Source organism: Euzebyales bacterium, from assembly GCA_036374135.1.
In the GTDB taxonomy this organism is placed as follows: domain Bacteria; phylum Actinomycetota; class Nitriliruptoria; order Euzebyales; family JAHELV01; genus JAHELV01.
Genome location: DASUUK010000010.1, coordinates 31,010 through 57,908, shown reverse-complemented (window position 1 = coordinate 57,908; position 26,899 = coordinate 31,010). Strand labels below are relative to the sequence as shown.

Genomic DNA, 26,899 nt, shown 5'->3' with positions numbered 1-26,899 from the left:
CGTGGGCGCTGATGCCAGCGCCCACGCCCGGTTCCTCGTTTCCCCATGACGCGCGGGACCGCCCCGACCACGAGGTGACCTACTGAGCCGACGAATGCTCGCGGGAGCGATCACGGCAGCCGTGGTGACCGCCGTCGTCGCGATGGTGCTGACGCTCCTGACGGCGCGGCACGCGTCGCCGGTGGCCACCACCGTGTCTCGGAGCGCCTCGCCGACATCGCCGGAGCCGTCACCGCCCGCGCCCGACCCGTCCCCCGAACCCTCCGTGCCCAGCGTGGCGACGGCGTCCGAATCGCCGAGCCCGCCGAAGATCGCGACCTCCTCGGCACGACTCGAGGACGTGCAGACCGAGCAGATCATCCCGACGAGCCTGACCGTCGACGCGATGGGTGTGGCCGGATCGCCGATCGACCCGGTCGGCGTCGATCCCGACGGCAAGATGACGGTTCCCGTCGACATCTCACGCATCGGCTGGTACGAGTACGGGCCCGCGCCGGGTGACGACGCCGGTTCAGCGGTGCTCACGGCGCACATCGACAGCCGCACGCAGGGCAAGGGCGTCTTCTACCACCTCGATGCGCTCGAGGCAGGCGCTATCGTCGAGGTGGACATGAGCGACGGCACCACGCGCGCCTTCGTGGTCGACGAGATCCGTCAGATCCCCAAGGTGGACCTGCCGACAGGGGACATCTTCCGCCGTGACGGAGACCCGCGCCTGGCGCTGATCACGTGCGGCGGCGAGTTCGATCCGTCCAGCCGCCACTACCGCGACAACATCGTCGTGTTCGCCACGCCGACCGGCTGAGCGAGCGATGATCGACGGCCGGCGGGGTTCCGCAAGGGACGGACGGCTGCACCCACGGACGCCGCTGGAGGCCGATGTCGAGTCGCGGTTCGGCAGCGACGACCCGGCCGTCCTGCGCGCCGCGTTCGACATCTGCGGCGGCGCGGTGCTGGCCTACGGCCAACGGCTGTTGCCGTCCAACGAGGATGCCGAGGATCTCGTGCAGCAGGTCTTCGTCGCAGCGTGGCGGCAGCGCCGCAGGTACGACCCGGAGCGCGCGAGCCTGCTGTCATGGCTGCTGGGCATCGCCCGGTTCAAGGCGATCGACCGACTGCGACGCCTCGAACGTGAGCGCAGGACGGTCATGGAGGACCGCACCAGCATCGTCGACGAGGCCTCGACGACCGCCGACCGCCTGCTGGTCGCCGAGGCACTCAGCTGGCTGCGTCCCGAGCAGCAACTCGTCCTCGAACTGGCCTTCTACCATGATCTGACGCACCAGCAGATCTCCGACAAGCTCGGCATGCCGCTGGGCACCGTCAAGAGCCACGTTCGTCGTGGCATGCAGCGGCTGCGACGCTTCCTCGACGACGAAACGGACGGCCCGTGACGCGCATGCAGCAACGTGGCGACACGTCCGCGGAGACCGCGGCGGCGATCAGACGATGATGGACCACCTGCACCCGGACCAGTTGGCCGCGATCGCGGTCGACCCGGAGTCGATCGACTCCGGAGACGTCGAGCATCTGGACGACTGCGCACGGTGTGCCCGCGAGGTCGAGGTGCTGCGCAACGTGTCGGAGCGCGCTCGACACGCCGAGCCCGACGACATGCCACCCGCGCCACCCGAGGCGATCTGGGATCGGGTCGTGCGCGAGTTGAGTGACGTCGGCGAGATCCCGGTACCGACCGCCGCCGAACTTCGACAGTCCGCGTGGCGACAGCCCTGGGCCGCCGCGGCCGCGCTCGTCCTCGTCGTCGTGCTGGCCGCGGCAGCGCTCCTGCCGATGATGGGCGACGGGGGCGCCGACGGCGGTGATGTGGTCGCGGAGGCGACGCTCGAGCCGCTCGCCGAGATCGACGGGGGCTCGGCGGTGCTCACCGCCGAGGGCGACCAGCGTGCGTTGCGGGTCGATACGGTGACCCTGCCCGCGATCGACGGCTACTACGAGCTGTGGCTGCTCGCGGCGGACGGTACCGAGATGGTGTCACTCGGTCCGATCGACGCCGGGCGTGTCTACCAGGTCCCGGCAGCGGTCGACGTGGACGTGTTCTCGGTGGTCGACATCTCACGTGAACCAGCCGACGGTGATCCCACGCACTCCACCGACAGCGTCCTGCGCGGAGGTCTCGAACCGTTGACCTGACCGCTCAGCGCCAATCCAACATCGCGGCCGTGACGGGCACGAACTTCGCGGAGCCTGGTTCCACGAAACACGCGCAGGACCGCCACCGCCGCCACCCTTCCCTCAGCGCCAATCCAGCATCGCGGCGGTGACGGGCACGAACTTCGCGGGCGCGAGGTTGTCGTCGATCGGCAGCACCCCGTCGGTGCGACCGCGCACCTGCGCGACCGGCAGGGCGGGGTCGTTGACGTCGGCGATCGACAGCGCCGGCACACCTGCGGCGATCGCGGCACCCGCCATGCCGTGGTCACCCACCACCAGGTCCACGGTCCCGACGTCCAGCGCCCCGAGCATCGCTTCCATGAAGACGCTGCGGTGCGTGTGGCGCAGCGATCCGCCGTCGTACACGCACGCGACACCGTCGAGGAAGCGGATGCCGAGCTGCCGCCCCGTACGGTCCCAGTCGACCCACTCGTCGTCCAGTGGCGAAAGCAGCAGACTTCCGTGCTGCTGCAACGCACGCGCCAGCGCCTGGTAATGGGCGAGCAGCCCTGTGGGATGCCCGGTGGCGAACAACGCGCGCACACCGCCCGACCCGGCGGCCTGGCGCAGCCGGCGACGGTGCACCGCGATGCCACGGAGCGCGGCGTCGGGATCGATCCATCCCGGGCCGTCCGGATCGTCGGCGTCGAGCGGGTCACTGCCGCAGATCACGCGCACGGCGTCGATGGCGTCCTGCGCTGTGATCTCCCGCCAGTCGTCGAGACCGAATGTGTAGTTGTCGTGGCCGCGGGCCATCCGGTGACAGTTGTTGATCGTGCTTCGCGGGCTCGTCTGGACCTCGCCGGCCAGCTGCGCGTGCACCAGATGGTCGGCCAGCTCCGTCGTGAGCTCGGTGGTCATCGGCGTCCCCGTCGCGTCGGTCGAGCATCGCACGCCGGCGGCCGCCCGTTCGTCCCGGGACCGGCGCCGACTGCTGCCAGAGTGCCGCACGGCCCCGACCGGCGCCGCTCAGGTGTGCCGCTCGAGGTGGTCGAAGGCCGTCCGTCGCAGGCGCTCGACCGCGTCGTCGGCTGCGTGGCGCACCCGCTCCTCCCGTTCGGGTAGCAGCATCACCTGGCGATCGTGGAAGGTCGGCGGCGGCCGCACGCCCGCCGCCGCCTCCGCCTCGTGCAACCAGCCCCACGGCACCTCGTGCGGCAGGTCGCCGCCACACAGCTCGGCGAAGTAGATCGTCCAGGCACGCGGCACCACAGTCGCCAGCTGGTAGCCACCACCCCCCAGCGCGACCCACCGACCATGCGCGTGGCGGTGGGCGAGGTCGTGCAATCGTGTCGCGACGCTCATGTAGTCGTCGGTGATCAGGCCGAGGTGCGCCAGCGGATCGGTCGCGTGGGTGTCACACCCGAGCTGCGTGACCAGCGCGTCGGGAGCGAAGGCGTCCAGCGCGTCGGGCACCACCGCGTCGAACGCCGACAACCAGATGTCACCGGTCGTGGCCGGCTCGAGCGGCACGTTGAGCGCGGTCCCGCGCGCGTCACCCTCTCCGATCTCATCGGTGAACCCGGTGCCGGGGAACAGATAGCGACCGGACTCGTGCAAGCTGATCGTCAGGACCCGCGGGTTGTCGTAGTAGTAGGCCTGGACACCATCGCCGTGGTGGGTGTCGACGTCGACGTAACCGACGCGGCCGGCGCCGTTGGCCAGCAGCCACTCGATGGCCGCGACGGGGTCGTCATAGATGCAGAACCCCGATGCGCGGCCGCGCATCGCGTGGTGCAGGCCCCCGGCGGGATTGAAGGCATGCGCGACGCGCCCCGTCCACACGTTCTCGGCGGCGGCGACGGACGCACCGCAGACCTCGAGCGACGCGTCGTGCATGCCGGCGAAGGTCGGGTTGTCGCCCCATCCCAGTCCGAATTCGAACCCGGCGCCGCTGTGGGGGTCCTCGGATGCCGCCATCACGGCCTCGACATAGGGAGCGTCGTGGATGGTCAGGACGTCGTCGGTCGTGAACGCCGCCCTGGGCAGCACCTCGACGCCGTCGGCATCGACGAGGCCACATGCGCGGATCAGTGCCACCGTCAGCTTCACGCGGATGGGATTGAGCGGGTGGTCAGGCCCGAAGTCGTAGTGCAGGTCGTCGTCGCCCCAGATGAGTGCGGTCGTCATCAGGCCTCCTCGCTGGACACGGCGTCGCCCATTGTTGCCGGTGCCGTCAACCCCCACCTGCGTGCCGACCCGCCCCGCCCCACGGGGGCGCGCTGCCACGGCCAGGTGGGCCGCTCACTCGCGGCGCAGGGCGGCGACCGGGTCCATGCGCCCCGCCCGTCGCGCGGGGAACACCCCGAAGATCACACCCACGGCGACGCTCACCCCGAACGCCAGTGCCACGCTCCACCACGTCACCTCGGCGGGCACCGGTGTGAAGCGCTCGGCCACATAGGACAACCCCACCCCACCCGCCACACCGAGCACGCCGCCGATGCCGCACAGCACGATCGCCTCGACGAGGAACTGTCGGGTGATCTCGCTCGTGCGTGCCCCCAGCGCCTTGCGCAAGCCGATCTCGCGGGTCCGCTCGCTGACCGAGACCAACATGATGTTGCTCACACCGATGCCGCCCACGAGCAGGCTGATGCCCGCGATCGCGGCCAGCACCAGGGTCAGCGTGTCGAGGATGCGGCCGGCCACGCCGAGGATCTCATCCTGGGACAGGATCGAGAACTCGTCGGGTTCGAACCGCTCGGAGAGCACCCGCTCGATGGTCGCCGTCACGTCGTCGAGACCGTCGCGGTCGTCGGCCCGGACGAACAGCGTGTCGATCGTGCGGATGCCGAACAGCCGCTGGGCAGCGGTCAGCGGCACGTACACCTGGCTGTCACGGTCGACGCCGAGCGCCGAGCCCAGTGGCTCGACGGTGCCGATCACGCGGAAGCGCAGGCCGCCGACCGTGATCTGCCGCGCGATCGGGTCGATCCCGCCGAACAGGCCGTCGGCGGCGGTGGCACCGAGCACAGCGACGCGGCGCGCCGTGGCCAGGTCCGACTCGTTCAGGAACTCGCCGCGCGCGATCGGTCGGTTGACCACGTCGTCGAAGTCAGCGGTCACGCCGATGACGCTGGTGAACGCAGCGCCCGTGTCGCTGCGCACCCGTTCGCCGCTGGCGATCGAGCCGGTGACCCGCGCCCGGTCACGCAGCTGGCGCGACAGCGATTCGATGTCCTCGAGCGTGAACTGGCTGCGGGTGGGCGCCTGGCCGAACTCGAAGCTGCCCGGCGCGACGAGCAGCAGGTTCGATCCCAGATCCTCGACGCCGGCCGTCACGACCGCGCGCGCCCCGGAGCCGACCGCGACGAGCAGCACGACCGACAGCACGCCGATGACGACCCCGAGCACCGTCAGCCCCGAACGCAGGCGGTTGGCGCGGATCGCTGTCAGCGCCACGCGCATCGACTCGATGAAGGTCATGGCGCGTCGCCAGCGTCGTCGAACTCGATCAGGCCGTCGCGCAGCCGGATCTGACGCGGCGCCCGGCCGGCGACCTCCGGATCGTGGGTGATGACGATCAGTGCGGTCCCCCGCTCGGCGTTCAGCTGCTCGAGCAGCTGCATCACGGCGTCGCCGGTCGCGGTGTCGAGGTTGCCGGTCGGCTCGTCGGCGAGCAGCAGGCGCGGACCGGTGACCAGCGCGCGGGCCATGGCGACCCGCTGCTGCTCGCCTCCCGACAGCTCGGTGGGATGGTGATCGAGGCGGTGACCCAGGCCGACAGCGACCAACGCGTCGCGGGCGCGGTCGACGCGCTCACCGCGCGGCAGGCCCGCGTACACCAGCGGCAGTGCGACGTTGTCGATCGCCGACGTGCGCGCGAGCAGGTGGAACTGCTGGAACACGAAGCCGATCCTGCTGTTGCGCAGGCGAGCGAGCTGCGCGTCCGACAGCGATGCGACGTCGCGCCCCTCCAGCCGGACCGATCCGCTGGTCGGCCGATCGAGCGCGCCCAACAGGTTCAGCAGTGTCGACTTGCCGGAGCCGCTCGGCCCGACGATCGCCACGAACGCGCCCGGGGGGATCTCGAACGACACACCCCGCAACGCCGGCACACCGTCGTCGCGTGAGCCGAGACGGTACGAGCGCGTCACGTTGTCGACCGCCACCGCCGGAGTCACGGGCGGCGCCTCAGCGCTCGCTGGCGGACGCATCGGTGACGCGGACGGCATCGCCGTCGAGCAGGTCTTCGTACCCGGACACGATCACGGGGTCGTCCGTGCTCAGCTGCGACGACGTCACGGCCGCCCGCTCCTCACCGAGCGCGTCGACGTCCACGCGGACCAGCTCTGCACGACCGTCCCGGACGATGAACACCGCCTGTCCCCCGTCGCGGCGCACGATCGAACGGGCCGGCACAACCTGATCGGACGTGACCGTGTCGGTGACGATCTCGGCGCTCGCCGTCATGCCCAGGCGGGGGCGCCTGCGCTGCTCGTCAGGGACGTCGAGCAACCGGATGCGCACCGGATACGACACGCCGCCGGTCGTGCCGGTCTGTGCCTCGATGGCCACGCTGGTCACCTCGCCGTCGAACGCCCGGTCGGGGAACGCGTCGAGCAGCACCTCCGCCCGCTGCCCGGCCTGCAACGCGGGCGCGTCGATCTCGTCGACGTCCGCCTGCACGTACAGCTGCCGGGTGTTGAACACGGTGAACACTGTTTGTCCCGGCGCGACCTCGCTGCCGACCTGCAGCCTGCCACCCTGCGCGGCGGACGCGGCGCCCAGACCACCCGCGAGCGCCTCCGCGGCACCATTCCCCAGCTCGTCGGGAACGACCGGCGTGGTGCTGGTGGCGGCGCGCCCGAGTTCGACGACCCCGTCGATCGGCGCGAACAGGTCGAGGTCCTCGGCCTGCGCCTCGGCCGCGTCGGCGGCGCCCGCCGCCTGCGCGGCCTGTCCGGCGGTGGCCTGCGCGAGCGCCTGGTTCAGTGCGTCTGCGAAGGACGCGGCGACGGCGTTCTGCTGCTGTGCCGCCGCCCGACCGGTCGCGAGCAGCGCGTCGCGCACGTCGTGGTAGGTCTCCTCGAGCATGGCAACGGTCTGCTGCGCGGCCTGCCGCGCAGCAGGGTCGTCGATGGCCGCCGCCCGACGGCGTGCGGCCGCGAGGTCAGGGCCCACATCGGCGTCGAGGTCGGCGACCGACTGGCGCGAGGCCGCCACGGCGGCGTCTCCGGGCGGGTCGATGCGCACGCCGGACCGCGACGCGTCCAGAGCTGCCTGTGCCGCCTGCGCCTGTTCGAGCGCCAACTCGACGTCGTCGTTGACGAGGCGCACCACCAGCTCGCCCGCGGCGACCCGGCGGCCGTCACGCCGTCGGATCTCCGCGACCACGCCGGGCGCCGATGCCGCGACGTCCTGTCGGTTGGCGGCCTGCACGACTGCAGGCGCGGAGATCGTCTCGGTCACATCACCGACGGACACGGTGGTGACCTCGACCACCGGCGTGTCGTCGGCTGAGCAGCCGCCGAGCAGCACGACCGCGACCGCGGCACACAACAGCCGACGCCCGCTCGGCGATCCGGCGACGTCCACCGCGCTACGGTCCTTCCGACGATGCCCTGCCGGTGCGCCACTGTAGGTCGGCGCGTAAGCGGTTGCGGGCGAGGCCGTCCGAACGTTGCGGGACCGCCTACCGGCCGCCGCCAAATGCCCCTATCATCCATCCGGCGGCATCTGCTACCGTTGTCATACCGCCCGGTGCCCGCGGCCGTTGCGCAGTCCGCAACCTTGGGAGCGAGGGCTGTGCCGCGTTGACGAGCCGCGCGCGACGCGGTCACAGCGGACAGGAGGGACGACGCAGACGATGAGCTTCATCGAGTACCTGACCGCACCCGGCACCATTGACGTCCTGATCGAGCAGTCGCTCGAGCACATCTGGCTGGTCGTCGTCCCCATTGTGCTGGCGACGATCATCGCCATGGTGCTCGGGATCATCGCCCACCGGTCCTCGTTGCTGCGTGGGCCGATCATGAACACGACGTCACTCATCCTGACGATCCCGTCGCTCGCGTTGTTCGCCGCCCTGATCCCCTACCTCGGCATCGGCAACCGCCCGGTGATCGTCGCGCTGACCGGGTATGCACTGCTGCCGATCGCGCGCAACACGCTCGCGGGCCTGCAGTCGGTCGACCCCGCGATGATCGAGTCGGCACGCGGCATGGGCATGGGCAACGCCCAGCGCCTGCTGCAGATGGAGCTGCCCGTCGCCTGGCCGGTCATCCTGACCGGGATCCGGGTCGCCACGCAGCTGACCGTCGGCATCGCCGCGGTCGCCGCCCTGATCGGCGGCGGCGGCCTGGGCAATGAGATCTACAACGGCATCCGGCGGATCGGCAGCGTCGGAGCGACCGAGTCCATCTTCGGCGGCACGTTGGCCATCCTCATCCTCGCCCTGCTGTTCGACGCTCTGTACCAGGTCATCGGACGGCTGACCACGTCGAAAGGACTGCAGTGACACATCAGGTGGAGCGGCCGGCCCGGGCGTCGAGACAGAAGGTGGATGCGACGTGAGCGAGTACAAGATCCAGCTCAGGGAGCTGACAAAGATCTATCCCGGCATGTCCGAGCCGGCCGTGAAGTCGGTGAACATGGACATCCCCGAGGGCGAGATCGTCGTGCTCGTCGGTCCGTCGGGCTGCGGCAAGACCACGACCATGAAGATGATCAACCGTCTGATCGAGCCGACCTCGGGGGAGATCTACCTGTCGGGCGAGAACGTGATGAGCGCCGACCCCGATCAGCTGCGACGCCAGATCGGCTACGTCATCCAACAGATCGGTCTGTTCCCCCACCGCACCATCCACCACAACATCGCGACGGTGCCGCGATTGCTGGGCTGGGACAAGAAGAAGGTCGACGACCGCGTCGACGAACTGCTCGACACGGTCGGGCTGGATCCCGCACGGTTCCGGGACCGCTACCCTAAGGAGCTGTCGGGCGGTCAGCGCCAGCGCATCGGCGTCGCTCGCGCCATGAGTGCCGACCCCGACATCATGCTGATGGATGAGCCGTTCGGCGCGATCGACCCCATCACGCGTGAGCGCCTGCAGAACGAGTTCCTGCGCCTGCAGGAAGAGATCAACAAGACCATCGTCTTCGTCACCCATGACATCGACGAGGCGATCAAGATGGGCGACCGCATCGCGATCCTGCGGGACCAGTCGGTGATCGCGCAGTTCGACACCCCCGAGACGATCCTGACCGCACCCGCGGACGACTTCGTCGAGGACTTCATCGGATCGGGCGCCTCACTGAAGCGGCTCAACCTGTCCCGGGTGCGTGACGTCGACTACCACAGCGACGTACCGACGGGCACCTTCGATGACTCACGGGACGCGCTGTTCAACAAGCTGCACGAGTCGCACTGGACCGCCCTGCTGGTGCTCGACAGCCAGGGACGTCCACAACGGTGGCTGCGTGCCACCGACTTCAAGCGCGAAGGCGATCTGCGCAACAGCGGGCTGCCCCACGAGGCGCAGGTCGAGCCGCAGGCCACGCTGTCGGACGCGCTCAACGAGATGATCGTCAGCAACGCCGGTTGCGCGGTCGTGGTCGACGGCAAGGGCTCCTATCAGGGCCTGGTCGACATCGACACGATCATGCAGGCGATCCAGGGCATGCGCGAGCAGACCGAAGAGTACTACCGGGCCGCGAAGCTCCCGCCGGAGGAGGCGATCGCGTGAGCGCGCCCACGCAGACCGACGACGGCCTCGATAGACGGGCCCAGCTGGACACGCAGGCGGCCAGGTCGGAGGTCCGCACCGACCCGGACGCGATGACCACGCGGCAGAAGCTGGTGCACTACGCCAGCATCCCGGTGTTCGTCACCATCGTGCTGGTGCTGCTGGTCGTGTGGCTCAGCGGTCAGGAGCTCGACTCGATCGAGGCGCGCAACATCACCCTGGACAACGTGTTGGGCCAGACACAACGTCACATCTACCTGACGGTCTTGTCGACCATCATCGTCGTGGCGCTGGCCGTGCCACTCGGCATCGTGGCGACCCGTCCTGGGACGCGACGACTGGCGCCGGTGATCATCGGCATCGGCAATGCCGGGCAGGCCATCCCGTCACTGGGGCTGTTGGCCATCATCTTCATCGCCTTCGGGGCCGTGCCGGTCCTCCCGAGCACCGGTGTGGTGCCCGTGGTCGCCGCCCTCGTCGCGGTCTCCTTCCTGCCGATCCTGCGCAACACGATGGTTGGGCTGGATGGCGTCGACCGCGACATCCTCGAGGCTGGCAGCGGCATGGGCATGTCCCAGCGTCAGGTGCTGCGCAAGATCGAGCTGCCCCTTGCGATCCCGGTCGTGCTCGCCGGGGTCCGGACCGCCCTGATCTTGAACGTGGGCACCGCGACCCTGGCGTTCCTGTTCGGCGGCGGTGGCCTCGGCTTCATCATCTTCACCGGCTTCAACCTGAAGCGGACGCCCGTGCTCATCACCGGCGCGGTGATGGCTGCCGTGCTGGCGCTGCTGGTCGACTACGTCGGGGGCCTCATCGAGGAGTGGCTGAAGCCCAAGGGGCTCTGACAAACGCTGGCGCCATGGCAGCGCCTGCGCCGTGCATCCGAGGAATGCGAAAGGAACCCACGTGCGACGCTCGAAATCAGTTCTGCTGGCGCTCTTCGCCGCGCTGGCACTGCTCGCCGCGGCATGCGGCGGCGGTGATCAGCTGGAGAGCGGTGGCGGTGGCGAGGCCACGACCGCGTCCGGCGGCAGCGAGGGGGGTGAGCTCACGGCCGGCACCGAGGCGCTCGATGGCGCGCAGATCACCGTCGGGTCGAAGGACTTCGACGAGCAGCAGATCCTCGGCTACATCTCCGTGACGGCGCTCGAGGCCGCCGGCGCGAGCGTCGACGACCAGGTCAACCTGGGCGGCACCGACGCGAATCGCCAGGCCCTGCTGAGCGGCCAGATCCAGCACTACTGGGAGTACACCGGCACCGGCTGGATCAACCACCTGGGCCACACCGATCCGATCCCCGACCGCGAGGAGCAGTACAACGCGGTCAGGGAGGAGGACCTGCAGGAGAACAACCTGGTGTGGCTTGCACCGGCGCCGTTCAACAACACCTACGGCCTGGCGTTCCGTAGCGAGGCCGCGGACCAGCTCGGCAATCCCGAGGCGCTCAGCGACCTCGGTCCGCTGATCGAGAACAACCCAGAGCAGGCGTCACTGTGCGTCGAGACCGAGTTCGAGTCCCGCGAGGACGGCCTGCCCGGCATGGAGGAGCAGTACGGCTACGAGTTCCCGAACAGCGAGGTCACCGGTCTTGACACGGGCGTGATCTACTCGGCCATCGACAAGGGCGACCCGTGCAACTTCGGTGAGATCTTCACCACCGACGGCCGCATCGCCGCTCTGGACCTGTCCGTGCTGGAGGACGATCAGTCGTTCTTCCCGCTGTACAACGCGTCGCCGGTGTTCACGCGCGACGTCTACGAGCAGTACGGCGAGGCGCTGGAGGCGTGCTTCGCGCCGATCGCCGAGGCCCTGTCGCAGGAGCAGATGACCGAGCTGAACAAGCGCAGGTCGTCCGACGGCGAGCGGCCACAGGCGGTCGCCGAGTCGTTCCTGAACGACAACGACCTGCTGGGCGGCTGCGAGGGCGGCTGATCCGCACCACTTGACCGACCACGGCCCCCGCCATGGCGGGGGCCGTGCCGCGTCCGCGCCACGACGAACGCGTCACCCACCACCGTGGCAACCCAACGGGCGACCCCGGCACCAACCGCCACCGCACGCCCGGGGGCACGTGACTGTGCCGACCGCTCCGCCTCGTCAGGCACGTAGGCTCGGTGCGACATGTCCGGGGCATCGGTGATCGACGCGACGCGGCGGCGCACGGCGCCGGCCGCGCGCGCCGTTGTCCGGCGGCCCACAGCAACCACGGTGGTGCTGGTGGCGACGCTCGCCATCGCCGCTCTGCTGGGATGGTCGCGCCGCTGGAACGGCGATGACGCGTTCATCGTCTTCCGCGTCGTCGAGCACATCCTCGACGGGCACGGTGCGGTCTACAACATCGGCGAGCGCGTCGAGGCGGTGACGAGCCCCGTGTGGCTCGCGCTCCTCGTCGTCGCCCGCGTCGTCGTGCCGGCTCCCGTCGAATGGCTGGCGGTGGTGATGGGTCTGGCCTTCGCGGTGGCGGGCCTGGGTCTGGCGATGATCGGCGCGCGGCGCCTGGAGCCACGTGCCGGCCGCCTGATCCCGGTCGGCGCACTGGTGTGGATCGGGCTCTCACCGGCATGGGACTTCGCGACGTCGGGTCTCGAGACCGGCCTCGGCACGGCCTGGCTCGGCGCCTGCTGCGCGGTGCTGGCCCGGCTCGCCAGCACGGACCTGCCGGGCGCGCCGAACACAGGCGCCAGCCGGCCACGGCTGATCGGTGCGGCCGTGCTCATCGGCCTCGGTCCCCTGCTGCGGCCCGACTTCGCCGTGTTCAGTGCCGTGACCGGCGTCGCGTTGCTCGTCATCTGCCGCCACCACGGCCGGCGGACGCTGGTCGCGCTCGTCATCGCCGCCGCAGCGCTGCCCACGGTGGTCGAGGTCCTGCGGATGGGATACTACGCGGCGCTGGTCCCGACCACGGCGATCGCCAAGGAGGCCACGCAGGCCAACTGGGCGCAGGGCTGGCTGTACGTCACCGATCTGGCGCGCACCTACGCCATCGTCGTGCCCGTCGCGGCCCTCATCGCGCTCGTCGCCTCTGCGGCGGCGCGCGACGACGGTCGGCGCCGCATCGTCCGCGTCGCGCTACCGCTGGCGGGTGCGCTGCACGCGTTGGCGGTCGTACGGGGCGGCGGCGACTTCATGCACGCGCGCATGCTGCTGCCGGCGCTGTTCGCGCTGCTCGCTCCGGTCGCCGTGCTACGCGTGCGGTCACCGGTCCAGGCCGGCGCGGTCGCCGTCGTCGCCTGCTGGGCATTCGTGGCCGCTGTGGCACTGCGTCCGCCGGCCGGCACCGCAGGCGTGCGCGACGGGATCTCCGACCAGCGCAGCTTCTACGTCCTCGCGACGGACACGCAGCATCCGGTCACACTCGACGACTTCGCGGGCTACGCACGCGTGGAACATGGGCGGCGGGCGGCGCGACTGGCCGCGGCCGGGCGGCGCTCGCTCATCGTCGACGAAGGCGCCCACCCGTTGACCGACCACACGACCGCCACCGTCGTGTACGAGGCGGGCGCCATCGGGCTGCCCGGCATGGCGGCCGGCCGGGACGTGTACGTGCTCGACCGCCTCGGTCTCGCGGACGCGTACACGGCACGCCTGCGGCTGGACGAGCGCAGGCGGCCCGGCCACGACAAGCCGTTGCCGCTGTCGTGGGTGTGGGGCCGCTACGGCGCCGACGGTGCCGTGCCGGCGGACGTGCGGGATGCCGCGGCCGCGGCGGCTGAGGCGATGTCCTGCCCGCCGCTCCGCGAGCTCGACGCTGCCATCACGCAGCCGTTGACCCCCCAGAGGTTCGTCGCCAACATCGCCGCAGCCGCGTCGCTGACTCGGCTGCGCTTCCCGAGCGATCCCGCCGCGGCGGCCATCGAGATGTGCTCCGGCGGGCGATGACACCGACGCCGGTACCTCCGCACGACGTCCGACGACAGGAAGCGACCGAGCCGATGACGACCACCACCGACTGGCGCGACCGCGCCGCGGATCTCAGACCCGAGGTCCGCCCCTTCATCGACGGCGAGCACCGCGACCCGCGGTCGGCATCGACGTTCGCCGACATCAGCCCGCGCGACGGCCGCGTGCTCGCCGAGGTGCCCAACGGCGATGCCGCGGACATCGACGCCGCGGTCGCCGCTGCGCGCCGTGCCTTCGACGACGGTCGCTGGCGCAACCGCTCGCCCCGATCGCGCAAGCGGACGCTGCTGGCATTCGCGGACGCGGTCGACGCGCATCGCGACGAGCTCGCACTGCTCGAGTCACTCGACGTGGGAAAGCCGATCACCGACGCACTGCGCGCCGACGTCCCCGGCTGTGCGAACACGATCCGCTGGTACGCGGAGGCGATCGACAAGCTGTATGACGAGATCGCCCCCACCGGGCCGGACGCGCTCGCGCTCGTCCGCCGTGAACCGATCGGCGTGGTGGGCGCGGTGATCCCGTGGAACTACCCGCTGATCCTCGCCGCGTGGAAGATCGCCCCGGCCCTGGCCGTCGGCAACACCGTCGTCCTCAAGCCCGCCGAGCAGTCACCGCTGTCGGCGCTGCTGCTGGGTCGACTGGCCGCCGAGGCCGGCCTGCCGGACGGTGTGCTCAACGTGGTGCCCGGCGACGGCCCGTCGGCCGGCGAGCCGCTCGGCCGGCACCCCGACGTCGACGCCGTCGCGTTCACCGGATCGACTGCGGTCGGACGACGCTTCCTGACCTACGCTGCCGAGTCGAACCTCAAGGAGGTCGCGCTCGAGCTCGGTGGCAAGAGCCCGCAGGTCGTCTTCGCCGACTGCCCCGACCTGGGCGCCGCCGCGCGGTCGATCGCCTACGGGATCTTCTACAACGCCGGGCAGACCTGCCACGCCGGATCGCGCCTCGTGGTCGAGGCCGGCATCGAGGACGACCTGCTCGCCGGCATCGCCGAGACCGCCGACCGCCTACGACCCGGCGATCCGCTGGACGCCGGGACGCGCATGGGCGCCATCGTCAGTCGCGAGCAGCACGAACGCGTCACCGGCTACCTGGAGCTGGGCCAGCGGGAGGCGGACGTGCGGATCGGCGGCCGAACCGTCGCTCCGGTCGACGGCGGGTACTACGTCGAGCCGACGATCTTCGGTGGCGTCGACAACGCGATGCAGATCGCCCGCGACGAGATCTTCGGCCCGGTGTTGACGGTGCACCGCTTCGATGGCGAACCCGATCGCGCGATCGCGCTGGGCAACGACACCGACTACGGGTTGGCGGCCGCGGTGTGGACCCGTGACCTCACGCGGGCGCACCGTGTGGCCCGCGAGCTGCGGGCCGGCACGGTGTGGGTCAACACCTTCGACATCAGTGATCTGGCGACCCCGTTCGGCGGCTACAAGGCGTCGGGGTTCGGCGGGCGCGACCGCTCGCTGCACGCGTTCGACCACCTGACCCAGCTCAAGACGACCTGGATCGCCCTGTGACCCGCCATCCGTCGACCCAGGGTGGCGCGGCGCGGCCCGACGCGGTCCAACGACGCGATCCGGACGCCAACGACACCGCCGGACGTGTGATCGCTGTCCGGATGATGACGTCAGGCGGCACGTGAAGATCACCCGCATCGTCGTGGACCGTCTCGAGCTGCCACTCGACCCGCCGTTCGTGGCCAGCTGGGACCCCGTCCCCCGCACGACCCTGGCCGCCACGATCGTGCGGGTCGAGACCGACGACGGCCACGTCGGCATCGGAGGCGGCGACCACCTGCACGGGGTCGTCGAACACCTGCCGAGGCTGATCGGCACCGACCCGCTGCGCATCGAGCAGCAGGTCCGGCGCCTGGAGACCATCGATCTGCACGCGGGCCGGCCGTGGCCGGTCGAGGCCGCCCTGTGGGATCTGATCGGGAAGGTGTACGGCCAGCCGGTGTGGCGGCTGTTCGGCGGCGTGGCCGACCGCCTCGACGCCTACGCGTCGTTGGGCGCACGTCGCGACGCCGAGGAGCTGGCAGGCGTGGCGCGAGACCTGTGCGACGATGGCTTCCGGGCCTGCAAGCTGCGGGTCGACGCGCACCGCCCCGCCACCTCGATCGGTCAGGTGCAGGCGGTGCGGGACGCCGTCGGACCCGCGATGGCGTTGATGGTCGACCTGAACCAGGCCTGGCGCATGGTCGGCGACACCGCCCCGGCGATCGACCTGCGGACTGCGCAGCGGTTCGCCGACGCGTTCGCGGAGCTCGACGTGACGTGGCTCGAGGAGCCGCTGCCGGCCACCGACCACGGCGGGATCGCGACCCTACGCGCTCGCTCACGCGTCCGCATCGCCGGCGGCGAGTTCACACGCACGTTCGACCAGCTGGTCTCCGACGTCGAGGACGACCGCTACGACGTGCACCAGCCCGACGCCGTGCTGTCGGGCATGTGGCGCGGTCGCACGATCGCCGAGCTCGCGCTGCGGCGCGGGCGCTGGTACACGCCCCACACGTGGAACGACGGGATCGGCCTGCTGGCCAACCTGCACGTGTGCGCCGGCGCCGGCGGTGGCCCGTTCCTGGAATTCCCCTGCGATCCCGCGGGGTGGACGCCCCAGCGGCGCGACTTCATGCTCGCGTCGCCCACCACCGCGCACGACGGCGTGGTCGTCGCGCCCGACGCGCCCGGGCTCGGTGTGACCCTCGACACCGACCAGGTCGCGGGCCGGCGGGTTGCGCAGGTCGTGGTGACCGCCGACGGCATCGCGGGGCGGCCGTGAGGATGCGCGCCGCGGTATGCACTGCCGCCGGTGGACCGCTGGAGATCCGGGAGGTCGATCTGCGTCCGCCCGCGGCGGGCGAGGTGCTCGTGCGGATCACAGCGACCGGTGTCTGTGCCAGCGACGTCAGTGTCGTCGACGGGCGGTTGCCGAAGCCCATGCCCATCGTGCCCGGTCATGAAGCGGCCGGACGCGTCGTCCAACTGGGTGCCGGCGTCGACGATCTGGCAGTGGGCGAGCAGGTGGTGCTGACGATCCTGCCGTGGTGCGGCCGGTGTGCCGCGTGTGCCGCCGGCCACAGACGTGCGTGCGCGTGGGCGGCCTCGCTGGCCAGCACCGGCACGATCGACGGCAGCGCCACGGCGCTCCGCCTCGACGGCGCGCCGTTGCACCACTTCACCGGTGTGTCGTCATGGGCCGAGTACGCAGTGGTCCCGCGGTCGGGGGCTGTCCCGGTGTCCTGCGACCTGCCGGCGGTCCACGCGGCACTGCTGGGATGCGCGGTCGCCACCGGGTTCGGGGCGGTCCGCACCGCGGCCAGGGTGCGGACTGGCCAGTCCGTCGCCGTGATCGGTTGCGGCGGCGTCGGTCTGAACGTCGTGCAGGCGGCCGCACGGGCGGGTGCCGCGCGGGTGATCGCGATCGATCGCAACGCGGCGGCGCTGCGCCTGGCGGTGGAGTTGGGCGCGACCGATGCGCTGGAGGCCGACGATCGGCCCGCGGACGTCCTGGTCCGCGCGGTCATTGGGGGTGGTGTGGACCACTGCTTCGAGGTCCTGGGTCTTCCCGCGACGGTCGAGGCCGCCTGGCGTGCGCTCGCCCCCGGAGGTCAGGCGACGGTCGTCGGGCTCCTGCCGACCACCGCCACCATCACGTTGGATGCGTTCGAGCTGATCGCGGAGAAGCGCCTGGTCGGCACCTATCTGGGCGGCGTCGAGCCCGAGCGCGACCTCCCGGCGCTGGCCCGGAACGTGCTCGACGGCGACGTCGTGCTCGCGCCGCTGGTCGAGGAGATCCCGTTGGACGGACTGCCGCAGGCGGTCCGGCGGCTCCGTGACGGCGAGGTGACGGCGCGACAGGTCGTGCGCCCGGATCTCTGAACGCCGCCGCGCGGTTGCGCGGATCCCCGTCACGCCTGGCTTCGGCTACCGCCCCGCCGAGGCGGGCGCCGGTCAGCTGCTGTGGATCGGCGCGGCGATCAGATCGGGCGCGTCGAACGCCAGATCGGCGAGGTGGTTCGAGCAGCACCGGTGGGCGGCGAGGTGCTCGGGTTGCGCCGCCTCGACGGGGCCGCGCAGCATGTGGACACGCTCGGTGGGGCCGGCTGCCGCGAGTTCGACGAGGTCGACGTCGCCGACGGCGGTCGCGACGCTGCGACGGCAGCACGCAAACACCGGCGAACCGTCGCGCCAGGCGCCCTCGAACTCCTCGAGCAGCTTGGCACGCACACCGGATCGTGAGGTGGTCATCGCACCGGAGGGGTCTAGGGCGTTCATACAGGCAATGCTATCGGCACATGCCGGCCTCGCCCACACTTTCCCGCCGCCGGGTCCGTCTCCCGGACCGTGCGGTCCCGGCGGATGAGGTCAGGCGCCGAGCTCGCGCGACCGCAGCGTCGCCGCCTCGATCGCGTTGATGAACGCGGCGCGCACGCGCTCCTGCTCCAGCACGCGGATGCCGGCGATGGTCGTGCCACCCGGTGACGTCACCGACTCGCGCAGCTCGACCGGATGCCGTCCGGTGTCACGCAGCATCTTGGCGCTCCCGACCATCGTCTGGGTGATCAGCTCGGTCGCGACGTCACGCGAGATCCCCAGCAGGATGCCGGCCTCGATCATCGTCTCGGCCAACAGGAACACGTAGGCGGGGCCCGAACCTGACAGGCCGGTGACGGCGTCCAACTGCTCCTCGGCCAGCTCGAGCACCTTGCCGACGTGCCCGAAGATGGTGCGGGCGACCTCGACGTCCGCGGGCCCGGCGTGGGCGCCGGCCGCCAGGACGCTCATCGCCTCGTCGACCTGCACCGGCACGTTCGACATCACCCGCACGACGGGGATGTCCTCGAGCAGGGCGGACTCGATGGTCGTCGTCGACACCCCTGCGGCGACCGAGATCACCGTCTGGCCGCGGTGCAGCTTGGGCGCGATCTCGTTCAGCAGCACCGCCATGCTCTGCGGCTTCACGGCCAGCAGCACGATGTCCGCGCCAGCCGCCGCTTCCGGAGAGTCGGTGTGGACGGTGACGTCGTGGCGTTCGGCGACCTCGGTGGCCCGCCGTTCGCTCCGGGTCGTGCACACGATCTGGTCGGTGCGCCACGCGCCGGACCGCAAGAGGCCCGAGAGCAGCGCCTCTCCCATGCGTCCGGCGCCGAGGATGGTCAGTCGTGGGTTCTGCAGCTCGCTGTCGCTCATGGGCCACGAGCCTAACCGGCGCGCGGCGGGTTGACCGCATCTGGTGGTACGACGCGATCGACGCGCGTCCTCCCGCGGCAGGCCGGCACCGCGGACGGTGACGTTCAGCAGACGCGCCGGCGGTCCCGGCGGGTCACGAGCCGACGAGCGCCCGCATGAAGAACACCATGTTCGCCGGCCGTTCGGCGATGCGCCGCATGAAGTACGGATACCACTGTGCACCGAACGGGATGTAGACACGCATCCGCCAGCCGGCGGACGCGAGCGCGTCCTGCAGCGGCGTGCGCACGCCGTACAGCATCTGGAACTCGAAGTCGTCCGGCGAGCGGCCAAGGCGGATCACCGTGCGCTTCGTGTACTCGATCAACGCGTTGTCGTGCGTCGCGATCTTCGGGTAGTGCCCGTGTTCGAGCAACCAGTCGGTGCTGCGGCGGAAGCTGGCGTCGACCTCGGCCTTGTTCTGGTAGGCGACCTCCGGTGGCTCGTCGTAGGCGCCCTTGATCAGGCGCAGGCTGGCTCCCGCCGCGGTCAACCGTTCGATGTCGTCCGGCGTACGGTGCAGGTAGGACTGCAGCGCACATCCGACGTTGTCGTGTCCCGCGTCGCGCAGCCGCTCCGTCAGCGCGACAGTCGCCTCGGTCGTGTCCGAGCCCTCCATGTCGATGTTGACATGGCCCCCGAACCGCTTCGCCTCGCTCGCGATCTCCGCGATCAGCTTGAACGCCAGGTCCTGGTCCAGCGTCAGGCCCATCTGGGTCGGCTTGACCGAGATGCCCGACGGCAGTGACTCGTCGCCGATGCGGGCACACGCCGCCACGATCTTGTCCTGCGCGCGACGTGCGTCATCGGCGCTGCTGACCGCCTCGCCCAGGAAGTCCAGCGTGGCCGTGCAGCCCCGCGCGGCCACGTCCCGGACGGCCGCGAGACCGTCATCGAGCGTCTCGCCGGCGATGAAGCGCATGGCGATGCGACGTGTCAGGTCCCGCGTGGTGACCTGCCGCTCCAGTACGTCGCTCTCGCTCGCCGCGATGAGCGCCTGTCGCAGCACCTTCATGGCGCCGCCGCCGGCTCGATGGTCGCGCCGAGGATGTGCTCCATGTGTGCCAGCGAGAACTGCTGCACCTCGTCCACATCGTGACCAGGCGCATCGAACGTCGCGGTCGCCGGCGCGACCACGGTCACCGCGATGTCGCGGTTGCGGAGGTCCGCAGTCGTGTGCTGCACGCAGATGTCGGTGCACACGCCACAGATCCGGACGTCGTCGATGTCAAAGCGGTGCAACAGGCCCTCGAGCTCGGTCTCGAACAGCGCCGAGTACCGGCGTTTGGCGACCAGGTGGCAATCGTCACGCTCGAGGTAGCCCCGCAGCTCGTCCACCAGCGCGGCCTCGTGGCTGCCGCGGACGCAGTGCGGCGGGAAGATCTCGAACTCCTTGTCGTCGGGCTCGTGCGTGTCGGCGGTGAAGAACACGCGCTCGCCCGCCGCGAGCGCACGTTCAACCTCGGCCTGGATGGCAGGCAGCGCCGCCAGGCAGTCTTCGCTGGCGAGGTTGCCTTCGCGCAGGAACCCGTTCTGTGTGTCCACGACGATCAGCGCGCGCGCCATGCCCGTCCCTTCCCGTGCCGGCAGCTACCGTCAGGCTTGCCCGCACCGCCGATGTTCACGCACTGCGGATGCATGGTGTCACAGCGGCCACGGTTCCGGCGGCATGTCCGGCACGGCGTCAGCTACAGCTGCCTGCTGTAGCGGTACACCCGTGATTCCCGCGGGTTGAAGCCGAGGCGCTCGTACAGGCGGTTGGCGGCCTGCCGCGACGGCCGCGAGGTCAGATCGATCGTCCGGGCACCCGCGGCCCGCGCCAACCGCACAGCTTCGAGCGTGAGGGCGGCCCCGACGCCCTGCCCGCGTGCGGACCGGTCGACGACGACGTCCTCGATGCGCGCCCGCCTTCCGGTCGGCACGGCGAAGAGCACGAGGGTCAGCGTGCCGACGATCCCCTCGGCCGTCCGGGCCACGAGCACGGTCGTGGCGTCGGCGTCGATGAGCTGTTGGAGCTGCTGGGCATCGAGCGCCGCCGCCCCGGGCGACAGCTGCGGCAGCAACCGTGCCATCGCCGCGATGAGCTCGTCGGTGACCTCGTGCACAGCTGCGACGTCGGAATGCATCCGCAGACCGTAGCGCCCGTCGCCTTCCATGGGCGTGCAGCACGGCGACACCCGCGGCGACCGCCCCCGCCGCGCGGATCCGAGGCGCGCCGCCCGTCCTCCCAAGCACGCGCGCGCCGGTCAAGGAGGGGCGGATCCCCGGTCCAGCGACCACCGGCTCACGGCTCGGGCCCGTCGGACCACAGCTCGATCCGGTGGCCCTCGGGGTCGAACAGGTAACAGGCCACGGCGTCCCAGACCCGGCGGACCGGCGTCAGCTCGAGCCCGTTGTCCACCAGCCGCGTCCGCGTCGCCGCGAGGTCGGCGACGCGCCAGCTCAGCGTGATGCCCTGCCCCTCGACCGGCTCGATGGTCGTCCGCGACGCGTCGGCGACGCTCAGCGCCGAGTCCGCGCCGAGCGCGAACTCGACGAACCAGTCCCGTCGCGCCAGCACGGTCAGGCCGAGGTGGGAGCCGTAGAACTCGACCGTCTCAGGCCACCGCTCGCAGTACAGGATGGTGTTGCGTCGCGTGATCGTGACCAGGGGCCGCACGACGGCGTCATCGGGCCGGTCCGCGCCCGTCACCTCGTCGAGCCTCGCCAGCTCACCCCGCAGCATCCCCGCCGTCTCGTCGTCGATGTAGCTGGCGTCCGGGTCGCCCTCCTCGATCTGCCGCAGCAACCCGGCGATGCGGTCCCGTCGCTGGTGGCGTTCCTGCTCTGCGCGGCCCGGCGATGGCGGGTTCGCGTCACGGAGGCGCGCCGCGAGGCGCATGCCTGCGAGCAGGTCTTCACGGCGCCGGCGCTCCCTCGTCCGCCGCGCGGCGACATCGTCGTCCATGTCCCGGATCCTCTCGTGTCGTCGTCCTCGTGTCGTCGTCCACGATGACACCCGACCACGCGCGCACAGCCGCGGCCTAGGTGATGGGGTTGCGCGGCAGGCCGGTCTGCTCGCGCCACGCCTGTTCCCGCGAGATGTACGTGGCGAACCCACGTCGTAGCGCCTCGTCGAAGGTGGCGTCCGCAACCTCGAGCAACTGCCCGAGCATGCGGTCGAGCTCGACGTCGGTCACGGCCTCGAGCGGCAGCACGCCGACGAGGAGCACGTCGCCGTCGGGATGGAGCGCGAAGCGCAGGGTGTAGCTGCGCATGTGCCGGCGCAGCAGGAGGTCGTAGACCCGCTCGCGGTCCTCGTCCGGCGCCCGCATGAAGAACGACTGCGCAGTCAGCGTGTGATCACCGACCGAGAGCGTCACCCCGATGGTGCGCTTGTGCTCGCCGGCGAGCATCACCATCCAGCGGCCGTCGTCCCGTTCCACCGGACCGTCGTGCGCTGCGACCCAGCGGTCGACGGCCGCCCGTGCGCGCTGGCGGGGGCCTTCAGGCACCGCGCTGCCCCCGCATCGGTGCGGACCGGGCCGCGAGCACGGCGCGGTAGACGTCGAGCGTCTGCTCCGTGGTGGTTCGCCAGCTGTAGCGTTGGGCGCTCGCGACCGCGGCCTGGGACGCGCGGTGGCGATGCGTCGCGTCGACGAGGTACGGCAGTGCTGCCTGCGCGTAGGCGTCCGGCCGGTGTCCCCGCACCACGGTGCCGCCCCCACCGGCGAGCAACTCCCCGAGCCCGCCGACATCGGCGCCGACCACCGGCGTGCCACAGGCCTGTGCCTCGAGCGCGACGAGCCCGAAGCTCTCCGAGCGGCTGGGCATCAGCACCACGTCGGCGGCGCGGTACAGGGGCGCGAGTTGCGCGTGCTGACGTGGGGCCAGGAGCGCGACGCGATCGCCGACCCCCAACGCGTCGGCCAGGCGGCGCAGTGCCGGCGGATCGACCGTGCCATGGCCGTTGCCGCTGGGCCCACCGACGATCAGCAGCCGCGTCGGGACGCCGTCGTCCGGCAGGTACCTGTCGAGCGCGCCCAACGTGCGGATCGCCGTGTCGGGACCCTTGAGCGGCTGCAGCCGCCCGACGAACAGCAGCAGGCGGCCTCCGCCGAGCTCCTGACGTGCCGAGAGGCGGTCGGCCGCAGGGGTGAACGTGGCGGTGTTGACGCCGGGTGGGACGATGTGCAACTGCCCCGGCGTCGCGCGGTACTCCCGGCGTAGCATCGCCGCCTCGGAGGTGGTCGCCGCGAGCACCGCGTCCGCTGCCGCCACGACCCGGCGCTCGGCCGCCAGGCGCAGCATCGGCTCCGGCGCCTCGCTGGCCGTCCGCCCGGCGTCCTTCACGTGCGCGAGGGTGTGGAAGCGCTGGACGAGGGGGACGCCACGGCGCGCGCGCAGCCGCCGTCCGACCCAGCCGCTCATCCAGTAGTGGCCGTGGAGCACGTCGACGGAGGCCATCGCGGGGTGCGCCGCGACCGCGAGGTAGAACGCGCACAGGTGGGACGCGAGATCGTCCTTGGGCAGCGACACCGGGCCCGCCTCGATGTGGTGGACCCGCGCGCCGTCGTCGAGCGTGACCGTCGGGGGGAGGTCGGCGCCCGTTGCCCGTGTGAAGACGTCGACGTCGATGTCGAGCGCGCACAGGTGGCTGGCGAGCGCCGCGACGAAGACGTTCATGCCGCCACCGTCGCCGGTGCCCGGCTGGGCGAGTGGCGACGTGTGCACGCTCAGCAGCGCGACGCGACGCGGCCTCGGCCCTGCACGGTCCGACGGTCTGGCGTCGACCACGTCGACGCCGTCATCGGCCCTGCCCTGCATCTCGCCTCCTGCCCATGACGGCATCCCACCCTCTACAACGCTCCGGGCGATCCGACAGACGATGGTAGCCACGGACCGCGCGTGGTGGACGTTGGCGGGCCGAACCATGCCCACCGGCGCGGGGCACGCACGCACCGCACCCCGATTCGTCCCGACCCGGGGTTCATCCCGACCCACCCGCACGACGACGCCCCCGGCGCGCACCGGGGGCGTGTCGTTCGAGGTGGGTGTCAGGCGTTGCTGAGCGCGTCGACCAGCTCGGCCTTGTTCATGTCGGAACGGCCTTCGATGTCGCGGGCGCGCGCAAGGCTGCGCAGCTCCTCGACCGTCATGGCCGCGTAGTCGGCATCGGCGCGCTCACCGACACGTTCGACCGCCTCGTCGACGGCGTCGGTGGTCGCCTCGCCGGCACGGCGGACGCTGGTGGCCGCCGCCTTCACCTGGCTGCGGGCGGTACGCGTGCGGTCCACCGCATCGCGTGTCGCACGGCTGCCCTGCAGCGAGCCGACGACCTCCCGGCCGCGACCGGCCAGAGCCTCGAACTGCTCCTCGACGCCGGTGCCGAGGTCCCGCAGCGTCGCGGTGACATCGGTCGGCTTCGGCAGCTTGAGCGTGCGCAGCGTGGCGCCCGCCTCGTTGGCCTTGGCACCGACGGTGCGGACGTAGGACACCGCGGCGTCGGTCGCGCCGATGGTGGCGTACCCGCCATCGCGGAGAACCGAGACGGTCGAGCGGCCGGCGGTGCGGGCGCCATCGACGACGGTGCGGGTGATGCGTTCCGGGGTTGGCGTGGACATGGTCACTCCTGTTCGGGTGGTGTGCGGTCACTGGTGTTCTGTGGGCGCTGGCCGTCCGAGACGAACGCCTGGTAGATCTCGAGCAGCGAGCGCTTCTGGCTCTCGGTGAGCTCGGACGCCGCGCGGATGTGCTCGTCGAGGCGGCCGCGCCGCTCCTCGAGCATCCCGGCCTGCACGTACAGCGATTCGGCACTGATCCGCAGGGCTTCGGCGACGCGCTGGAGGATGTCGGCGGATGGCCGGCGCAGTCCCCGTTCGATCTGCGACAGGTAGGGGTTCGAGACGCCTGCGCGGTCCGCCAGCGTGCGCAGCGACAGCTTCGCCGCTCTGCGCTGCTCGCGGATGAACGCGCCGAGGTCACGGACCCGTGCGGCCGCGGATTCGGTCAGGTCGTCGGGGGTGCGGTCGTCGGGCATCTGCGTGGGTTCCGGTCATCGATCACAGGAACAACATATACTTTTGCAAGCACTTCTGCAACCATCTGCTAGCACCTCTTCGCGTCGGGTCACCTCAGCGTCTGCAGCGTGTGCTCCAGCGCGGGCGACGGCCCGACCGAGCCATGGACCACACCCCCACCGAGCACGGCCGGCCGGCGCAGGGCGTCCGGCCCACGCAGGCCCAGGCGCTCGACGATGGCCACCGCGACGGGCCCGAGCGCGCGCGGCCCGCCATCGGCGACCTTGACGACGATGCCGATCGGTCCTGCCGCGGTGTTCGCGGCGATGCCCAGCACGCCCTCGGCACCACGCTTGGCGACGAGTCGACGCTCAGCGCGCATCACCTCGGTGTCGACGACGCCGTGACCACCGACGAGCTCGGGATGCGTCCGCATGGCCTCGCCTACGCTCCACAGCTCGCCGGGTTCGCAGGCCGCCGCCAGGCGTGCGAAGGCCCGCGCCACGGCTGCCACCGGCAGGCGCCACGCCGGCGCACCGCAGCCGTCGACACCGGGACCGACCGGATCAGCGCCGCAGACGTCGGCGAGGGCCCGGCGCACCGCGACCTGCACGGGCGCGTCCGGGCTCAGGTAGCGGGTGGGGTCGGCACGGCTCGCGGTCGTCGCCAGGAGCATGCCGGCGTGCTTGCCCGAGCAGTTGTGCGCCAGCCGTGTCGGCACCGGATCGCGGCGCAGGACCGCCGGCTCGGCGGGCAGCGCCTCAGGACACCGCAGGTCGGTCACCGTCACGCCGGCCCGATCGAGCAGGCGGGTGACCGCCGCCTGCTGTGCAATGCTGCCGGTGTGGGACGCGGCCATCACCGCGCATTCGTCGGACGGAGGTTGCAACGCCGCCATGCCCAGGATTGCGGCCGCCTGGAACGGCTTGAGGACCGAGCGCGGATAGATGACGGCGTCGGGGTCACCATGCGCGACGACCAGGGTGCCGTCCGGCTCGACGACCGCGACGTGTCCGGTGTGCAGCGCCTCGACCGCGCCGTCCCGAACGACGTGGACCAGGGGGGCGCCGGGGTTCAGGTGCCGTCCAGTTCGATCGGCGCACCCGCCAGCGTGCGGCCCGGACGTCGGTGGGACCGCATCGGCACGACCGACGGGCGGCGCCTGCGGTCGCGGACCTGCGACTGCAGGCATTCGTTGCGCATCGGCGGAGTGTACCGACCGGCACCCGCAACGCCGCCCCCGGGCGGCGAGCCGCAACCCGGCGCGCATGCCGACGCCGCGGCGCATACGCTGCACGGTCGTCCACCGTTCACGAGACCGAGCCACAGCCATGGACCTGCGACCCAGCCGCGTCGCCGCCGACGGCGACGGCTGGACGTGGCTCGCCGCCGACCGACGGGGCGCCCGACTGCGCATGACGTTCTGGTCGACCGTGCTCAGCGTGCTGCTGATCGTGCTGGCGGGAGCGGCCACGCTGCCGCCACTGCCGGTGGCGGTCCCGCTGGTCGCCGCTGTGCTCGGCACGGGCCTGTGGCTCGGCACGACCCTGTGGAACCGCGCGCACAGCGCCGTGGCCGTCTCGGCCCTCGGCGTCGCGGTGCGGTCGGGCTTCGACACCGCACAGATCGCGTGGCGCGCACTTCACGGCGTGGTGGCCGAGCCGGTGGGGTCGCGGGTGCGCATCGTCGTCGAGGCGCAGGACACGCGTCACCGCACGGCGGCCACCTTCACACGTGCCGTCGCGCTGGACTGGCTCGCACGCTGCGAGCAGGAGGCCGTGCACCGACAGATGCACCCCCGCCCGCTGCTCGACGGAACCGGATTTCGGACCTCGGCGTCGCCGACCGTCGGCGGCGGCGTTTGACAGGACCGCCCCGGGACACGATCCGCAGGGGTACG

Annotated in this window: 28 protein-coding genes; 12 read left to right on the top strand and 16 right to left on the bottom strand. The window is 71.4% G+C overall.

What is annotated here, in order from left to right:
• The first annotated feature begins 94 nt into the window (after nt 1-94).
• The 3 genes from VFZ70_01415 to VFZ70_01405 are packed head-to-tail and all read left to right on the top strand — an operon-like array spanning nt 95 to nt 2,151.
• The gene (locus tag VFZ70_01415) at nt 95-805 is read left to right on the top strand and encodes a class F sortase (GenBank protein ID HEX6254446.1); all 711 of its coding nucleotides are present in this window, start codon (nt 95-97) and stop codon (nt 803-805) included.
• A gap of 7 nt (nt 806-812) precedes the next feature.
• Complete coding sequence (locus VFZ70_01410; GenBank protein HEX6254445.1) at nt 813-1,394, top strand: sigma-70 family RNA polymerase sigma factor; 582 nt, start codon at nt 813-815, stop codon at nt 1,392-1,394.
• Between the two features lie 55 nt (nt 1,395-1,449).
• On the top strand, nt 1,450-2,151 hold the full coding sequence (locus tag VFZ70_01405) for an anti-sigma factor (GenBank protein HEX6254444.1): 702 nt from the start codon (nt 1,450-1,452) through the stop codon (nt 2,149-2,151).
• A gap of 102 nt (nt 2,152-2,253) precedes the next feature.
• Here VFZ70_01405 and VFZ70_01400 read toward each other — a convergent pair whose 3' ends face one another.
• From VFZ70_01400 to VFZ70_01380, 5 genes are all read right to left on the bottom strand, one after another.
• Nucleotides 2,254-3,033 (bottom strand): phosphatase, encoded by a 780-nt coding sequence (locus tag VFZ70_01400; GenBank protein HEX6254443.1) that lies wholly within the window; start codon nt 3,031-3,033, stop codon nt 2,254-2,256.
• A 108-nt stretch (nt 3,034-3,141) separates the two neighbouring features.
• Nucleotides 3,142-4,302: an acetoin utilization protein AcuC gene (locus VFZ70_01395; protein HEX6254442.1), complete on the bottom strand. Its 1,161-nt coding sequence runs from the start codon at nt 4,300-4,302 to the stop codon at nt 3,142-3,144.
• Between the two features lie 114 nt (nt 4,303-4,416).
• Nucleotides 4,417-5,601: an ABC transporter permease gene (locus VFZ70_01390; GenBank protein ID HEX6254441.1), complete on the bottom strand. Its 1,185-nt coding sequence runs from the start codon at nt 5,599-5,601 to the stop codon at nt 4,417-4,419.
• Nucleotides 5,598-6,299 carry an ABC transporter ATP-binding protein gene (locus VFZ70_01385; protein HEX6254440.1) on the bottom strand — a complete coding sequence of 234 codons (702 nt, stop codon included), beginning with the start codon at nt 6,297-6,299 and terminating at the stop codon, nt 5,598-5,600. Before VFZ70_01385 ends, VFZ70_01390 begins: the two co-directional genes overlap by 4 nt.
• 10 nt (nt 6,300-6,309) lie before the next feature.
• Complete coding sequence (locus VFZ70_01380) at nt 6,310-7,713, bottom strand: efflux RND transporter periplasmic adaptor subunit (protein HEX6254439.1); 1,404 nt, start codon at nt 7,711-7,713, stop codon at nt 6,310-6,312.
• A gap of 271 nt (nt 7,714-7,984) precedes the next feature.
• Here VFZ70_01380 and VFZ70_01375 point away from each other — a divergent pair, with 271 nt between their 5' ends.
• From VFZ70_01375 to VFZ70_01340, 8 genes are all read left to right on the top strand, one after another.
• Nucleotides 7,985-8,635 (top strand): ABC transporter permease, encoded by a 651-nt coding sequence (locus tag VFZ70_01375; protein ID HEX6254438.1) that lies wholly within the window; start codon nt 7,985-7,987, stop codon nt 8,633-8,635.
• A 52-nt stretch (nt 8,636-8,687) separates the two neighbouring features.
• Complete coding sequence (locus tag VFZ70_01370) at nt 8,688-9,863, top strand: betaine/proline/choline family ABC transporter ATP-binding protein (protein HEX6254437.1); 1,176 nt, start codon at nt 8,688-8,690, stop codon at nt 9,861-9,863.
• Nucleotides 9,860-10,708: an ABC transporter permease gene (locus VFZ70_01365; GenBank protein HEX6254436.1), complete on the top strand. Its 849-nt coding sequence runs from the start codon at nt 9,860-9,862 to the stop codon at nt 10,706-10,708. The genes VFZ70_01370 and VFZ70_01365 overlap by 4 nt, the downstream gene beginning before the upstream one ends.
• A 61-nt stretch (nt 10,709-10,769) precedes the next feature.
• Complete coding sequence (locus tag VFZ70_01360) at nt 10,770-11,795, top strand: glycine betaine ABC transporter substrate-binding protein (GenBank protein ID HEX6254435.1); 1,026 nt, start codon at nt 10,770-10,772, stop codon at nt 11,793-11,795.
• 189 nt (nt 11,796-11,984) lie between these two features.
• Nucleotides 11,985-13,742 carry a hypothetical protein gene (locus VFZ70_01355; protein HEX6254434.1) on the top strand — a complete coding sequence of 586 codons (1,758 nt, stop codon included), beginning with the start codon at nt 11,985-11,987 and terminating at the stop codon, nt 13,740-13,742.
• A gap of 53 nt (nt 13,743-13,795) precedes the next feature.
• The gene (locus VFZ70_01350) at nt 13,796-15,286 is read left to right on the top strand and encodes an aldehyde dehydrogenase (GenBank protein ID HEX6254433.1); all 1,491 of its coding nucleotides are present in this window, start codon (nt 13,796-13,798) and stop codon (nt 15,284-15,286) included.
• Between the two features lie 121 nt (nt 15,287-15,407).
• Nucleotides 15,408-16,550, top strand: a complete 1,143-nt coding sequence (locus tag VFZ70_01345) for a mandelate racemase/muconate lactonizing enzyme family protein (protein HEX6254432.1) — start codon at nt 15,408-15,410, stop codon at nt 16,548-16,550.
• Nucleotides 16,551-16,552: 2 nt separating this feature from the next.
• Nucleotides 16,553-17,650, top strand: a complete 1,098-nt coding sequence (locus VFZ70_01340; protein ID HEX6254431.1) for an alcohol dehydrogenase catalytic domain-containing protein — start codon at nt 16,553-16,555, stop codon at nt 17,648-17,650.
• Nucleotides 17,651-17,722: 72 nt separating this feature from the next.
• On the opposite strand, the gene VFZ70_01335 is transcribed toward VFZ70_01340, so the two are convergent.
• The 11 genes from VFZ70_01335 to VFZ70_01285 all read right to left on the bottom strand — a co-directional run bounded on the left by VFZ70_01335 (nt 17,723) and on the right by VFZ70_01285 (nt 26,191).
• The gene (locus VFZ70_01335; protein ID HEX6254430.1) at nt 17,723-17,998 is read right to left on the bottom strand and encodes a hypothetical protein; all 276 of its coding nucleotides are present in this window, start codon (nt 17,996-17,998) and stop codon (nt 17,723-17,725) included.
• A gap of 138 nt (nt 17,999-18,136) precedes the next feature.
• Nucleotides 18,137-18,961, bottom strand: a complete 825-nt coding sequence (gene proC, locus VFZ70_01330) for a pyrroline-5-carboxylate reductase (GenBank protein ID HEX6254429.1) — start codon at nt 18,959-18,961, stop codon at nt 18,137-18,139.
• Nucleotides 18,962-19,094: 133 nt separating this feature from the next.
• Nucleotides 19,095-20,015: a proline dehydrogenase family protein gene (locus VFZ70_01325; protein ID HEX6254428.1), complete on the bottom strand. Its 921-nt coding sequence runs from the start codon at nt 20,013-20,015 to the stop codon at nt 19,095-19,097.
• Nucleotides 20,012-20,566, bottom strand: a complete 555-nt coding sequence (locus tag VFZ70_01320; GenBank protein HEX6254427.1) for an isochorismatase family cysteine hydrolase — start codon at nt 20,564-20,566, stop codon at nt 20,012-20,014. The genes VFZ70_01325 and VFZ70_01320 overlap by 4 nt, the downstream gene beginning before the upstream one ends.
• Before the next feature lie 122 nt (nt 20,567-20,688).
• On the bottom strand, nt 20,689-21,156 hold the full coding sequence (locus VFZ70_01315) for a GNAT family N-acetyltransferase (GenBank protein ID HEX6254426.1): 468 nt from the start codon (nt 21,154-21,156) through the stop codon (nt 20,689-20,691).
• A 128-nt stretch (nt 21,157-21,284) separates the two neighbouring features.
• Nucleotides 21,285-21,947, bottom strand: coding sequence for a VOC family protein (locus VFZ70_01310; GenBank protein ID HEX6254425.1), 663 nt, complete (start codon nt 21,945-21,947; stop codon nt 21,285-21,287).
• A 76-nt stretch (nt 21,948-22,023) separates the two neighbouring features.
• Nucleotides 22,024-22,494: a YbjN domain-containing protein gene (locus VFZ70_01305; protein ID HEX6254424.1), complete on the bottom strand. Its 471-nt coding sequence runs from the start codon at nt 22,492-22,494 to the stop codon at nt 22,024-22,026.
• Nucleotides 22,487-23,806: a glycosyltransferase gene (locus VFZ70_01300; GenBank protein HEX6254423.1), complete on the bottom strand. Its 1,320-nt coding sequence runs from the start codon at nt 23,804-23,806 to the stop codon at nt 22,487-22,489. Before VFZ70_01300 ends, VFZ70_01305 begins: the two co-directional genes overlap by 8 nt.
• Before the next feature lie 230 nt (nt 23,807-24,036).
• Nucleotides 24,037-24,603 carry a Rho termination factor N-terminal domain-containing protein gene (locus VFZ70_01295; GenBank protein ID HEX6254422.1) on the bottom strand — a complete coding sequence of 189 codons (567 nt, stop codon included), beginning with the start codon at nt 24,601-24,603 and terminating at the stop codon, nt 24,037-24,039.
• Nucleotides 24,604-24,605: 2 nt separating this feature from the next.
• Nucleotides 24,606-25,019 carry a helix-turn-helix transcriptional regulator gene (locus VFZ70_01290; GenBank protein HEX6254421.1) on the bottom strand — a complete coding sequence of 138 codons (414 nt, stop codon included), beginning with the start codon at nt 25,017-25,019 and terminating at the stop codon, nt 24,606-24,608.
• An 89-nt stretch (nt 25,020-25,108) separates the two neighbouring features.
• A complete protein-coding gene (locus VFZ70_01285; protein ID HEX6254420.1) occupies nt 25,109-26,191 on the bottom strand; it encodes an asparaginase in 1,083 nt (360 codons plus the stop codon).
• Between the two features lie 139 nt (nt 26,192-26,330).
• Here VFZ70_01285 and VFZ70_01280 point away from each other — a divergent pair, with 139 nt between their 5' ends.
• Complete coding sequence (locus tag VFZ70_01280) at nt 26,331-26,864, top strand: hypothetical protein (protein HEX6254419.1); 534 nt, start codon at nt 26,331-26,333, stop codon at nt 26,862-26,864.
• The last annotated feature ends 35 nt before the right edge of the window (nt 26,865-26,899 follow it).